At 57.4% G+C, this 13,992-nt stretch carries 8 protein-coding genes; all 8 read left to right on the top strand.

Annotated features, from left to right (window positions below; genetic code table 11):
• Nucleotides 1–159: 159 nt before the first annotated feature.
• A complete protein-coding gene (gene purL / locus M495_RS18435) occupies nt 160–4,053 on the top strand; it encodes a phosphoribosylformylglycinamidine synthase (RefSeq protein ID WP_201766300.1) in 3,894 nt (1,297 codons plus the stop codon).
• 809 nt (nt 4,054–4,862) lie between these two features.
• A complete protein-coding gene (locus M495_RS18430; RefSeq protein ID WP_020828188.1) occupies nt 4,863–6,299 on the top strand; it encodes a sensor histidine kinase in 1,437 nt (478 codons plus the stop codon).
• Between the two features lie 2 nt (nt 6,300–6,301).
• Nucleotides 6,302–7,171 carry a two-component system QseEF-associated lipoprotein QseG gene (qseG, locus tag M495_RS18425; RefSeq protein WP_020828187.1) on the top strand — a complete coding sequence of 290 codons (870 nt, stop codon included), beginning with the start codon at nt 6,302–6,304 and terminating at the stop codon, nt 7,169–7,171.
• The gene (gene glrR / locus M495_RS18420) at nt 7,168–8,505 is read left to right on the top strand and encodes a two-component system response regulator GlrR (RefSeq protein ID WP_020828186.1); all 1,338 of its coding nucleotides are present in this window, start codon (nt 7,168–7,170) and stop codon (nt 8,503–8,505) included. Before qseG ends, glrR begins: the two co-directional genes overlap by 4 nt.
• 128 nt (nt 8,506–8,633) lie before the next feature.
• On the top strand, nt 8,634–10,256 hold the full coding sequence (locus M495_RS18415; protein WP_020828185.1) for an NAD+ synthase: 1,623 nt from the start codon (nt 8,634–8,636) through the stop codon (nt 10,254–10,256).
• A 10-nt stretch (nt 10,257–10,266) separates the two neighbouring features.
• Entirely contained in the window at nt 10,267–10,605 is a 339-nt protein-coding gene (gene glnB / locus M495_RS18410) for a nitrogen regulatory protein P-II (RefSeq protein WP_004847623.1), read from the top strand.
• A 669-nt stretch (nt 10,606–11,274) separates the two neighbouring features.
• Entirely contained in the window at nt 11,275–12,198 is a 924-nt protein-coding gene (locus tag M495_RS18400; RefSeq protein ID WP_020828183.1) for a LysR substrate-binding domain-containing protein, read from the top strand.
• A 116-nt stretch (nt 12,199–12,314) separates the two neighbouring features.
• Nucleotides 12,315–13,778 (top strand): gamma-aminobutyraldehyde dehydrogenase, encoded by a 1,464-nt coding sequence (locus M495_RS18395; RefSeq protein WP_020828182.1) that lies wholly within the window; start codon nt 12,315–12,317, stop codon nt 13,776–13,778.
• Nucleotides 13,779–13,992 lie beyond the last annotated feature (214 nt).

Genomic DNA, 13,992 nt, shown 5'->3' with positions numbered 1-13,992 from the left:
ATACGTTATGACAATTCGATGGCGCGAACAGCTTTTATCAATAATAGCTACGCAAACGGTTTCGTCTGTCGCGCAGATTCTCTATAATGGCGCGCGTTTTCCCCCTGTTGCGCCCAATGAAGTGCTGAAGTCAGTTGCTTCGAAGACGAGAGAACTTTGATTATGGAAATACTGCGTGGTTCGCCCGCTTTGTCGGCTTTTCGTGTTACCAAACTGTTGTCCCGCTGTCAGGACGCCCAACTTCCGGTCAGTGATATCTACGCCGAGTACGTCCACTTTGCCGATGTTAGCGCACCGCTCAATGCCGAAGAACACGGCAAGCTCACGCGCCTGCTCAAGTACGGTCCCTCTCTCGCCGAACATGCCCCTGAAGGTCGCCTGCTGTTGGTGACACCGCGTCCGGGCACCATTTCTCCCTGGTCTTCCAAAGCCACCGATATCGCCCATAACTGCGGTTTGAAGCAGGTGGTGCGGTTGGAGCGCGGTCTGGCGTTTTACGTCAAGGCACCGACGCTGACTGAAGCGCAGTGGCAACAGCTTGCCGCATTGCTGCACGACCGGATGATGGAAACCGTCTTCAGCAGCTTGCAACAGGCAGAACAGCTGTTTGCTCAGCATCAGCCGGCGCCTTATCAGGCGATCGATATGCTGGGGGAAGGGCGCAGCGCGCTGGAACAGGCCAACCTCAAGCTGGGTCTGGCGCTGGCCGAAGACGAAATCGACTATCTGCTGAATGCCTTTACCGGGCTGGGGCGCAACCCGACGGATATCGAACTCTATATGTTCGCGCAGGCCAACTCGGAGCACTGCCGTCATAAAATTTTCAACGCCGATTGGATCATCGACGGCGAACAGCAGCCGAAGTCGCTGTTCAAAATGATCAAAAACACCTTCGAGCAGACGCCGGATTATGTGCTGTCGGCTTATAAAGACAACGCCGCCGTGATGGAAGGTTCACAGGTTGGCCGTTTCTTCGCTGCGCCGCAAAGCGGTCAGTATGACTATCATCAGGAAGAGGCCCATATCCTGATGAAGGTGGAAACCCATAACCACCCGACGGCGATCTCCCCGTGGCCGGGTGCCGCTACCGGTTCCGGTGGCGAGATCCGCGACGAAGGCGCTACAGGTCGCGGTGCCAAACCCAAAGCCGGTCTGGTGGGCTTCTCGGTTTCCAACCTGCGCATTCCCGGCTTCGAGCAGCCCTGGGAGCAGGATTTTGGCAAGCCGGATCGCATCGTAACCGCACTGGATATCATGACCGACGGCCCATTGGGCGGCGCGGCGTTCAATAATGAATTTGGCCGTCCGGCGCTGGTGGGATACTTCCGTACCTACGAAGAACAGGTTAACAGCCATAACGGCGTCGAGCTGCGCGGTTATCACAAACCGATCATGCTGGCGGGCGGTATCGGCAACATCCGCGCCGATCACGTGCAAAAAGGTGAAATCACCGTCGGCGCCAAACTGGTGGTGCTGGGTGGCCCGGCGATGAACATCGGTCTGGGCGGCGGCGCAGCCTCTTCTATGGCCTCCGGCCAGTCCGACGCCGATCTGGATTTTGCCTCGGTACAGCGCGACAACCCGGAAATGGAGCGCCGCTGCCAGGAAGTGATCGACCGCTGCTGGCAGTTGGGCGAACAGAACCCGATTCTGTTTATCCACGATGTGGGGGCGGGCGGTTTGTCTAACGCCATGCCGGAGCTGGTCAGCGACGGTGGCCGCGGCGGCCGTTTCGAACTGCGCGATATCCTTAACGACGAACCGGGCATGAGCCCGCTGGAAGTCTGGTGCAATGAATCACAGGAACGCTATGTGATGGCGATTGCCCCGGCGCAGATGGCGCAGTTCGACGAGATTTGCCGCCGTGAGCGTGCCCCTTATGCGGTGATCGGTGAAGCCACCGAAGAACAGCATTTGACGCTGAACGACAGCCATTTCGACAACCAGCCGATCGACATGCCGTTGGACGTGCTGCTGGGCAAAACGCCGAAGATGACGCGCGACGTGACTCGTTTGCAGGCTAAAGGCCAGCCGGTACAGCGCGAAAACATTACTCTGGCCGATGCGGTTAAACGCGTTCTGCACCTGCCGGCAGTTGCCGAGAAAACCTTCCTGATCACCATCGGCGACCGTACCGTGACCGGCATGGTGGCACGCGATCAGATGGTCGGGCCATGGCAGATCCCGGTAGCCGACTGCGCGGTTACCACCGCCAGCCTGGACAGTTACTACGGTGAAGCGATGTCGATCGGCGAACGTGCGCCGGTTGCCCTGCTGGACTTTGCCGCTTCCGGCCGTCTGGCGGTGGGGGAAGCGCTGACCAACCTGGCGGCGACCGAGATTGGCTCGCTCAAGCGCGTCAAACTTTCCGCTAACTGGATGGCGGCAGCCGGTCACCCGGGTGAAGATGCCGGCCTGTATGAAGCGGTAAAAGCGGTGGGCGAAGAGCTTTGCCCGGCGCTGGGCATCACCATTCCGGTGGGCAAAGACTCAATGTCGATGAAAACCCGCTGGCAGGAAGGCAACGAGCAGCGCGAAATGACGTCGCCGTTGTCCCTGGTGATCACTGGTTTTGCCCGCGTGGAAGATGTTCGCCACACCGTGACGCCACAACTGCGTACCGACAAGGGCGACACGGCATTGCTGCTCATCGACCTGGGTAACGGCCATAACGCGCTGGGCGCCACTGCGCTGGCACAGGTTTACCGTCAACTGGGCGACAAACCGGCCGATGTGCGTAACGTCGAGCAACTGGCAGGCTTCTTCAACGCGATGCAACAATTGGTCGCCGACCGCGCACTGCTGGCCTACCACGACCGCTCCGATGGCGGCCTGTTGGTGACGCTGGCGGAAATGGCGTTTGCCGGCCACTGCGGTGTACAGGTAGATATTCAAGGGTTGGGCGACGACGCGCTGGCAGCGCTGTTCAACGAAGAGTTGGGCGCGGTGATCCAGGTGACGGCCGATCGGCTTGAAGCGGTACAACAGGCGTTTGCTCAGCATGGCCTGACGGACAATGTGCACCACATCGGCAGCGTACAGGCCGGCGATCGCTTTGTGATTACCCAGGGCAACAAACCGGTGTACAGCGAAAGCCGTGCCACGTTACGCACCTGGTGGGCGGAAACGACCTGGCAGATGCAGCGCCTGCGCGATAACCCTGAATGTGCCGATCAGGAGCACCAGGCCAAGCAGAATGAACGCGATCCTGGCCTGAACGTCAAACTGAGCTTCGCACCTGAAGAAGATATTGCGGCACCTTATATCGCCAAGGGGGCACGTCCTAAAGTGGCGGTACTGCGCGAGCAGGGCGTTAACTCCCACGTTGAGATGGCGGCAGCATTCCATCGCGCCGGCTTTGATGCGGTGGACGTTCACATGAGCGATCTGCTGGAAGGGCGCCGTGACCTGCAGGACTTCCATACCCTGGTGGCCTGCGGCGGTTTCTCTTACGGTGACGTGTTGGGCGCAGGCGAAGGTTGGGCGAAGTCGATTCTGTTCAACGAGCGCGTGCGCGACGAGTTCGAATCTTTCTTCCACCGTCCGCAGACCCTGGCACTGGGCGTGTGCAACGGCTGTCAGATGATGTCGAACCTGCGCGATCTGATCCCCGGTGCCGAACATTGGCCGCGTTTCGTACGTAACCTGTCAGACCGTTTCGAGGCCCGTTTCAGCCTGGTGGAAGTGGCGGCCAGCCCGTCGCTGTTCATGCAGGGGATGGCGGGTTCGCGTATGCCGATTGCGGTATCGCATGGTGAAGGTCACGTCGAAGTGCGCGATACGGCACATCTGGCGGCGCTGGAGCATCATGGTCTGGTAGCGTTGCGCTTTGTCGATAATGCCGGTCAGGTAACGGAAAGCTACCCGGCCAACCCGAACGGTTCGCCGAACGGTATCACCGCCGTCACCAGCGCCAATGGGCGTGCGACGGTAATGATGCCGCATCCGGAGCGTGTGTTCCGCACCGTCAGCAACTCATGGCATCCGGAAGAGTGGGGTGAAGACAGCCCGTGGATGCGCATGTTCCGCAACGCCCGTAAGCAGCTGGGCTAAGCGATAACGTTGTGCTAGCCGAAAGGGACGCAAGAGATTGCGTCCCTTTTCAATTTATTTATGGCCATGGTTAAGACGATGGCGATTGTCTGCATTTTGCGACAGAGGGTATTTTCATTGTCTCCAAAAAGAGACACGTAACTCATTGATTTTTAATGACCAGAAATTAATTGGCTTAAGTTGTCGGTTTTTGGCGACAGGACGGTGTTTTTTTCTTCGCCCGCATGCCTGAGAATGAGAGTACTTTGGTGTTAATTTAATTTATTTTACTTTAAATTCATTGCGTTAATAAATTTGTTGAAAAGTTGGCATGTTAAGTGCATTATTCTGCCCAGTTGCTCATTCAACTTTTTATGACGGCCCCGTAAATAGACGGAACAGTCGCCTCATAAGCCACCCGAATGATGCCAAAGAAATGGTGCCTATCGTCCAACTAAACCGATAATAGCCGCGTAAGCGCTTTATCAAGCATCGGGCGACACGTGGAGTGAGGCACCGCCTGTATCCAACTGTGATGAATGTTCATCAATTCCGGATACTTACGGATGCTATTCGTCCTGTTCGATGCCAGCCCTTGGGCTACATCATCCTGGGGACGAGAAATTAAGGGCATCCACACTTTCTTGCGATGGGGCAGTCTTGCCCCAACGTCAAATACCAAAGCATGCTCACCACTCTTTACCGATAAGTTCTGACCCGTACTCCCTACCTATGGCCTGATTCTCCTTATTTCCTGACGCTCCGCTGAACGCCGGGCTTTCCTCTCATCGGCGACTCGGTTAGCATCGAAGCAGACTAGAGACAATGAGATGATTTCGTTGAAAAGATGGCGTTTATTTCCCCGTTCGCTACGTCAACTGGTGTTGATGGCGTTCTTGCTGGTGCTGTTGCCGCTGCTGGTGTTGGCCTATCAGGCTTACCAGAGCCTGGATCACCTCAGCGCCCAGGCGGCGGACATCAACCGCACTACGTTGGTGGATGCACGACGCAGCGAGGCGATGACCAGCGTGGCGTTGGAAATGGAGCGTAGCTATCGCCAATATTGCGTGCTGGTGGATCCCACACTGGCGCGCCTCTATCAGAATCAGCGCAAACAGTATTCGCAAATGCTGGATGCCCATGCCCCAATCCTGCCGGATGAACGCTACTATCAAACCTTGCGCGATCTGTTGACTCAACTGGCAGCGATTAAATGCCAAAGCAGCGGTCCGGATCCGCAGGCTTCCACGCTGTTAGAATCGTTTTCACGCTCCAATGCCGAGATGGTACAGGCCACGCGCGCCGTGGTGTTTTCCCGTGGCCAGCAGCTACAGCAGGCGATTGCCGAGCGCGGTCAGTTCTTCGGCTGGCAGGCGCTGATGCTGTTTTTGGTCAGCGTGATGCTGGTGGTATTGTTCACCCGCATGATTATCGGCCCGGTCAAGGCGGTAGAGCGAATGATCAACCGTTTGGGGGAAGGGCGAGCCTTGGGCAGTACGGCTTCCTTTAAAGGGCCGCGTGAATTACGTTCGCTGGCACAGCGCATTATTTGGTTGAGCGAGCGCCTGGCCTGGCTGGAGTCGCAGCGCCATGAGTTCTTGCGCCATATCTCGCATGAACTGAAAACGCCGCTGGCCAGCATGCGTGAAGGCACCGAACTGCTGGCAGATGAAGTAGCAGGGCCGCTGACCTCCGATCAAAAAGAGGTGGTGACCATCCTCGATCAAAGCAGCCGACACCTGCAGCAACTGATTGAACAACTGCTGGATTACAACCGCAAGCTGGCCGATGGCCCGGCGGAACATGAAAATGTCGAGTTGACCGAAATGGTCGAGATGGTCGTGGCTGCGCACAGTTTGCCGGCCCGGGCAAAAATGATCCGCACCGAGATCCAACTGGATGCGGAAATATGCTGGGCAGAGCCTACTCTATTAATGCGCGTGCTGGATAATCTCTACTCCAATGCGGTGCACTACGGCAAGGAATCCGGTAACATTTGGATCCGCAGCCGTCAGGTTGGACAACGGGTGCAGATTGATGTCGCCAACAGCGGCACGCCAATCCCCGAGGCCGAGCAAACCATGATTTTCGAGCCTTTTTTCCAGGGTAGCCACCAGCGAAAAGGGGCGGTAAAAGGAAGCGGTCTGGGGCTGAGCATCGCGCAGGATTGTATCCGCCGGATGCGCGGTGAACTGCAGCTGGTTGAAGTCGCCGGCACAGACGTCTGTTTCCGTATTGAATTGCCATTAACCGCCGAGAATGAATAATAATGTACACATGGTCTAAACGCCTTCGTCTTACGCAGACCGAACGTTCACCGCGTGCCGCACTGGGTACGCCACTCGGCAAGCGTCGATTTTCTTTTTTAGGCAGCGTGCTTTTTATGCCGTTTCTGTTGGCAGGCTGTGTCGATCGCGCAGTCAGCGGTGGTCTGAATCAACCGCAGCAGGAAGCGATCCCGGACACCAAAGTGGTGGATTACCGCATTGCGGCCTGTGACAGTCTGTGGGCGCTGGATGATAAAGATGCGTTGAATAATTCACTGTACTGGCTGCGCGCTATGGACTGTGCCGATCGTATCGGTTCTACCCAGGCACGTGCGCTGGCGAAAACTCTACCCGGCAACAGCTGGGACGGCATTTTCAAACAGAGCATTCTGCTGGGCAGCGCCGAACCGACTTCGGGCGAGCGCCGTCAGATTATCGATCGCCTGAACAGCTATCGCCTGGAGTTCCCAAGCTCGTTGCGCCCGCTGCTGCAGTTGTGGCGTCAACAGCAGGTACTGCAGGTCACCCTGTTTGATGAAAAAGCACGTTATCAGCACCTGCAGGAAAGCTCCGACAGCCAGATAGATCTGCTACGCCAGAATCAAATACGCCTACAAGCGCAGCTGCAGGATACGTCACGCAAGCTGGAAAACCTGACCGATATCGAACGTCAGCTCTCTTCGCGCAAGCAGCTGCAAAGTGAAATCCCGGATAACAGCGGGACACAGCCAAAAACCGACGCAGCGGGCAAGAAAGTGGCGCCGGCCAAGGCCGAAGAATCGGACGCCGAGCCGGAAAAGGGCACCGCCCTGCCGGTCGAGCCGGAAGATACCTACGCGCCGCCCGTTAATAAGGAGTCTCACGCGCAATGACAGCACGCAAACCGGCCAATTTGTTATTGGTTGACGACGATCCCAGCCTGCTCAAGCTGTTGGGCATGCGCCTGACCAGCGAAGGGTTTCATGTCACCACCGCCGAAAGCGGCCAGGAAGCGCTGCGCCTGTTAGGGCGCGAGAAGATTGATCTGGTGATCAGCGATCTGCGGATGGATGAAATGGACGGCATGGCGCTGTTTGCCGAGATCCAAAAACACCAACCGGGCATGCCGGTGATCATCCTGACCGCCCACGGTTCGATCCCGGACGCGGTGGCGGCCACTCAGCAGGGAGTGTTCAGCTTCCTGACCAAACCGGTGGACCGCGATGCGCTGTACAAAGCCATCGACGAAGCGCTGTCCCAATCATTACCGGCCGGTGACGACAGCTGGCGTGAGGATATCGTCACCCGCAGCCCTATTATGCTGCGCCTGCTGGAGCAGGCGAAAATGGTGGCGCAGTCAGACGTCAGCGTCTTAATCAACGGCCATAGTGGCACCGGTAAAGAAGTGTTGGCACAGGCGATCCACGGCGCCAGCCCGCGCGGCAAGAAGGCGTTTATCGCCATTAACTGCGGTGCGTTGCCGGAGCAACTACTGGAGTCCGAGCTGTTCGGTCATGCCAAAGGGGCGTTTACCGGCGCGGTCAGCAGCCGTGAAGGTTTGTTCCAGGCGGCGGCAGGTGGGACGCTGTTCCTCGACGAGATTGGCGATATGCCGCTTTCGCTGCAGGTGAAGTTGCTGCGCGTGCTGCAGGAACGCAAGGTGCGTCCGCTGGGCAGTAACCGCGATCTGGACATCGATGTACGCATTATTTCCGCTACCCACCGCGATCTGCAAAAGGCGATGGCGAAAAATGAATTCCGCGAGGATTTGTATTATCGCCTCAACGTGGTGAACCTGAAGATCCCGGCGCTGAACGAGCGGGCCGAGGATATTCCGCTGCTGGCCAATCATCTGCTGCGCGAATCTGCCAAGCGACACAAGCCGTTTGTCCGCAGCTTCTCTTCGGACGCCATGAAACGCCTGATGACCGCCACCTGGCCGGGCAACGTGCGCCAATTGGTGAACGTGATCGAGCAGTGCGTGGCCCTGACTTCCGCACCTGTTATCAGCGAAGCGCTGGTAGAGCAGGCGTTGGAAGGGGAAAACACCGCCTTGCCGACCTTTGTCGAGGCGCGTAATCAGTTTGAATTGCATTATTTACGCAAACTGTTGCAGATCACCAAGGGTAACGTCACCCAGGCCGCGCGCATGGCGGGCCGTAACCGTACCGAGTTTTATAAATTGCTGTCGCGCCATGAACTGGACGCCAACGACTTTAAAGAATGATGTTTTCCGCCGCGGCCTGCGCACGCAGGTTCTCAACAAACGCGGCGGAATGATTTACACTCCGTTCTCAATTGCTGGCATGACCAAACGCAAAGCACCATGGAACGTATTAAGCGGGACCCTAAACAATGAGCAGATCACTTTCCATCGCACTGGCCCAGTTGAATCTGTTGGTCGGTGACATCGAAGGCAACACCGAACGAATGTTGCAAACCGTGCAACAGCAGCAGAAGGCGGGAGCCGATCTGGTCATGTTCACCGAACTGGCGCTGTCCGGCTATCCGCCGGAAGACCTGCTGTATCGCAACGATTTTTACCAACGTTGTGACGAGCAACTTCTGCGTTTGCAGCAGGCTTCCACCGACGTGGCGATCCTGGTCGGCCACCCGTGGCGCGAAGGCGACAAACTCTATAATGCGCTGTCGCTGTTTTCTGAAGGGCAATTGCTGGCGCGTTACTTCAAGCAGCAGTTGCCGAACTACGGCGTATTCGATGAGAAACGCTACTTCCAGGCCGGTAACGACACCTGCGTGGTTGAGCTGAAAGGCTACCGTTTGGGCCTGCTGATTTGCGAAGATCTGTGGTTCCCGGAGCCGGTGGATGCCGCCAAGGCCGCCGGAGCCGAAATGATTCTGTCGATCAACGCCTCACCTTACAACCGCGAAAAACCGTACATCCGTAAAACCCTGATGGCCGGTCATTGCCAGCGCACCCATTTGCCGCTGGTCTATCTGAACCAGATTGGCGGACAGGATGAACTGATTTTTGACGGTTGTTCGAAAGTCTTCGACGCGGCTGGCAACATGACCCATCGCCTGGCGGCGTTTGCCGAGCAGGTAACCCTGCTGGAATTCAACGAGCTGGACGTGGTGCCGATGACCGCTCCGGCCGCCGAGCTGCCGCAGTTGGCACAGGTCTATGAAGCCCTGGTGCTGGCGGTGCGCGATTACGTGACCAAAAACGGCTTCAAGGGTGCCGTGCTGGGGCTTTCTGGCGGTATCGATTCGGCGTTGACGCTGGCGATTGCCGTCGATGCGCTGGGCAAAGACAAGGTGCAGGCGCTGATGATGCCGTTCCGTTATACCGCGGACATCAGTATTGCCGACGCCAAGGAAGAAGCGGAAATCCTGGGGATTGAATTCGATATCGTCTCGATTGAGCCGATGTTCGACGCCTTTATGGGCCAACTGACGCCAATGTTCGCTGGGACCGAGCGTGATACCACGGAAGAGAACCTGCAGGCGCGCTGTCGCGGCGTGGTGTTGATGGCGCTCTCCAACAAGCGTCGCAGCATCGTGTTGACTACCGGCAACAAAAGCGAGATGGCCGTAGGTTACGCCACGCTGTATGGTGATATGGCCGGTGGCTTCGATGTGTTGAAGGACGTGCCTAAAACGCTGGTGTTCAAGCTGTCCGAATACCGCAATACCGTCTCTTACGTGATCCCGCAGCGCGTTATCGATCGTCCACCGTCCGCCGAGCTGGCGCCGGATCAGCTCGATCAGGACAGCCTGCCGCCGTACGACATTCTGGATGCGATTCTGGAAGGTTACGTCGAGCGCGATAAATCGGTTGCCGATCTGGTGGCCGAAGGCTTCGACGAGGCGATTGTTCGCAAGGTGATACGCCTGGTGGATATTAACGAATACAAGCGGCGTCAGGCCGCTGTCGGGCCGCGCATCACCGCCCGCAATTTCGGCAAAGACCGCCGCTACCCAATCACATCCGGCTTTGGCCGCAAAAATTGGTAAAGGAAAGAAGATGAAAAAGATCGACGCTATTATCAAGCCGTTCAAACTGGATGATGTCCGTGAAGCGCTGGCTGAAGTTGGCATTACCGGGATGACCGTGACCGAAGTGAAAGGCTTCGGCCGTCAGAAAGGGCACACTGAGCTGTACCGTGGCGCTGAGTACATGGTCGATTTTCTGCCGAAGGTGAAAATTGAGATCGTCGTGGCCGACGATATCGTCGATACCTGCGTGGAAACCATCATGCAGACCGCGCAGACCGGTAAAATCGGCGACGGTAAAATCTTTGTCTTCGACGTGGCGCGGGTGGTGCGTATCAGGACCGGCGAACAAGACGAAGAAGCTATTTAATGTGATCGTCTACCGAGCACCGCCAGCTTGAGCTTGGGCTGTGCTCGGCCTCCTCGTGTACTGCGTGTACACTCCGGGGCACTGCGCGCAGGCCGCACCCAATCTGGCTGGCGCTCGCTACGCCCTTGATTCCCGAGACTGTGATCCTCTACCGAGCACCGCCAGCTTGAGTTTGGGCTGTGCTCGGCCTCCTCGTGTACTGCGTGTACACTCCGGGGCACTGCGCGCAGGCCGCACCCAATCTGGCTGGTGCTCGCTACGCCCTTGATTCCCGAGTCTGTGATCCTCTACCGAGCACCGCCAGCTTGAGCTTGGGCTGTGCTCGGCCTCCTCGTGTACTGCGTGTACACTCCGGGGCACTGCGCGCAGGCCGCACCCAATCTGGCTGGCGCTCGCTACGCCCCAAATCTCCTTCAACCTCTCCGCTGTTCTGATTGTTTTCATCATTAGCATTCTAAAAAAGCGAAGGCTATCGCGTTTTTGATACTTTTCCCGATCGCTTTACGCGCGGCGTCTACACTCAACTCAACTATTTTGATTAAGGCGATCCCCAATGAATTTCAAGTTGCGGCTAGGCGGCAAGGGCGTGCATCCCCAGGAGATTACTCAAGTAAGTGACTGGGGTAAGCGCACGCAGACAACAACGCAGCGGCTTGAAAGGCGATGGGGATGATGACGCTGCGCCAAATCCGCCATTTTATCGCGGTGGCCGAAACCGGCTCGATCTCTGCCGCCGCCCAGGCGGTGTTTGTTTCCCAGTCTTCGCTGACGCTGGCTATCCAGCAGTTGGAAACCGACATCGGCGTACGTCTGTTTGAGCGTCACGCCAAGGGCATGAACCTGACGCATCAGGGTCACCAGTTTCTGCGCCAGTCATATCTGATCCTTGCCACGGTGGATAACGCCAAGCGCAGTTTGCAACTGGGAACCGAAAGCCTGACCGGCAAGCTGACCATCGGCGTGACCAGCCTGGTAGCGGGCTATTTTTTGGTCGAGCTGCTTAAGCGCTTTAAATCGGCATACCCCAACGTCACCATTCAGGTGATTGAAGACGAGCGGCCCTATATTGAGCATTTGCTGGTCAGTGGGGAAATCGATATCGGCGTGCTGATCCTGTCAAACATCGAAGACCGCGATGCGCTGCAAAGCGAAGTCCTGATGCATTCACCTTATCGCCTGTGGTTACCGCCGCTGCATCCACTGCTGGATCATGAAAGCATCAGCCTGGCGGATGTGGCGAAGCTGCCGCTGATCCAGCTTAATGCCGACGAAATGGACGTGCATGCGCGGCGTATCTGGGCGCGCGCAGGCTTAAAACCGGAAATAGCCATGAAAACCGCTTCAACCGAGGCGGTACGCAGCCTGGTGGCGGCGGGAATGGGCGTTTCTATCTTGCCGGACATGGCCTACCGTGCCTGGTCTCTGGAAGGCAATATGATTGAGGCGCGCAAGCTGGCGGATCTGCTGGAACCGTTGGATATCGGTTTGGCATGGCGGCGCGGCAGTGCGCGGCCGGAGCTGGTTACGCCGTTCCTCACTATTGCGCGTGAAAACGGCAATATGCACGCGGCTGGGCTGAAGCATTCGATTTAATCGAACGCGTCGTTCAGTATTTAGAATTTGTTGGCTGCCTGATGCTCGCTTAGTCTGATTAAAACTAACTTATTTCACATTTAGTTAACGTTTTTGTCACTCAGAGGCGATACGCAATGGCAGATGTGCACCTCCTTTCAGGTTTATCCTGTCAGCAATTTATTAACGGTCAATCGGTCGAAGGCGAAGGCCAGCAAGAGTGCATCGTTAATCCGGCGAATGGCGAGACGCTGGTCTCGATCACCGAAGCCTCATCTGTCCAGGTCGGCAACGCAGTGAAAGCGGCGCAACAGGCGTTCGCTTCCTGGTCGCGGACTACCCCCGCCTACCGCGCGGCTATTCTGTTGCGTATTGCCGATGCCATCGAGCGTCAGGCCGAGCGCCTGGCCGGTCTGGAGGCGCTTAACTGCGGCAAACCGCTGCATCAGGCGCTTAATGACGACCTGCCGGCGGCCATCGACGTCTTTCGCTTCTTTGCCGGCGCGGTGCGCACCCAGCAGGGGCAGTTGGCCGGGGAATATATCGAAGGGCACACCTCAATGATCCGCCGTGACCCGATCGGCGTGGTGGCCTCTATTGCGCCCTGGAATTACCCGTTGATGATGGCAGCGTGGAAAATTGCGCCAGCGCTGGCCGCGGGCAACACCGTGGTATTCAAACCTTCCGAACACACCCCTCTGACCATTTTGGCGCTGGTGCCCGCGTTACAGGAGATCCTGCCGCCGGGGGTGCTGAATATCGTCTACGGCGGCGGGGAAGGGGTCGGCAGCCATTTGGTCGGCCACCCGCAGGTACGGCTGGTTTCGGTCACCGGCGATATCGTTACCGGGCAGAAAATTCTGCAGGCGGCGGCGAAAAGCGTCAAACGCACGCACCTGGAGTTGGGGGGCAAGGCACCGGTGATTGTCTGCGATGACGCCGATTTGGACGAGGTGGTCAACAGCATTCGCACCTATGGCTACTACAACGCCGGGCAAGACTGCACCGCGGCCTGCCGTATCTACGCGCAGGCGGGGATCTATCCGAAGCTGGTGGATGCGTTGGGCGAGGCGGTTGCCAGCCTGCGCTTTGCCCGCAAACGCGATGAGGATAACGAAATCGGTCCACTGATCAGCAGTCGCCAGCGCGATCGCGTCGCCAGTTTTGTCGAACGTGCGCTCAGCCAGCCACACATTGAATTGATCACCGGCGCCGCCGCGCATTCCGGTCCGGGTTTCTATTACCAGCCCACGCTGCTTGCCGGCTGTCTGCAAAGCGATGAAATCGTCCAGCGGGAGGTGTTTGGCCCGGTGGTGAGCATCACCCGCTTTGAACATCTGGAGCAGGCGGTCAACTGGGCAAACGATTCCGAATACGGCCTGGCCTCATCGGTCTGGACGCAGAATATCGATCGGGCGCTGCATATCGCCGCCCATCTGCAATACGGCAGTACCTGGATCAACACCCATTTCACCCTGGCGAGTGAAATGCCGCACGGGGGCCTGAAACGCTCCGGCTACGGCAAAGATCTTTCCAGCGATTCACTGCAGGACTACAGCGTTGTCAGGCATGTGATGGCGAAATTTAAAGCCAGCTTCTAAAGGCAGCATACCCGTCGCTTTTCAAGCTGCAGCGATGTTACCTGCACTCATCCCCAGTTGCTTACTCAAGTAAGCGCCTGGGGATGAGTGAGCTGGTCGCCTGGCTGTGCTGTACAGGGATGTACAAATGCCGCGAGCGCATGGACGCGCTAAAGCGGCCAACTTGAAATTCATAGGGTAAATAAAATGAGACTAGGGCGGCAGCCGTTCCCTG

It is taken from the genome of Serratia liquefaciens ATCC 27592, from assembly GCF_000422085.1.
GTDB lineage: Bacteria > Pseudomonadota > Gammaproteobacteria > Enterobacterales > Enterobacteriaceae > Serratia > Serratia liquefaciens.
Note: the sequence above shows the minus strand (reverse complement) of the source record. Positions and strands in the feature narration are given on the sequence as shown.

Bases quoted from the DNA above. Each gene is read 5' to 3' on its own strand.
- M495_RS18430 (WP_020828188.1), top strand. From the start codon at position 4,863: ATGATTTCGTTGAAAAGATGGCGTTTATTTCCCCGTTCGCTACGTCAA.
- qseG (WP_020828187.1), top strand. From the start codon at position 6,302: ATGTACACATGGTCTAAACGCCTTCGTCTTACGCAGACCGAACGTTCA.
- glrR (WP_020828186.1), top strand. From the start codon at position 7,168: ATGACAGCACGCAAACCGGCCAATTTGTTATTGGTTGACGACGATCCC.
- M495_RS18415 (WP_020828185.1), top strand. From the start codon at position 8,634: ATGAGCAGATCACTTTCCATCGCACTGGCCCAGTTGAATCTGTTGGTC.
- glnB (WP_004847623.1), top strand. From the start codon at position 10,267: ATGAAAAAGATCGACGCTATTATCAAGCCGTTCAAACTGGATGATGTC.
- M495_RS18400 (WP_020828183.1), top strand. From the start codon at position 11,275: ATGATGACGCTGCGCCAAATCCGCCATTTTATCGCGGTGGCCGAAACC.
- M495_RS18395 (WP_020828182.1), top strand. From the start codon at position 12,315: ATGGCAGATGTGCACCTCCTTTCAGGTTTATCCTGTCAGCAATTTATT.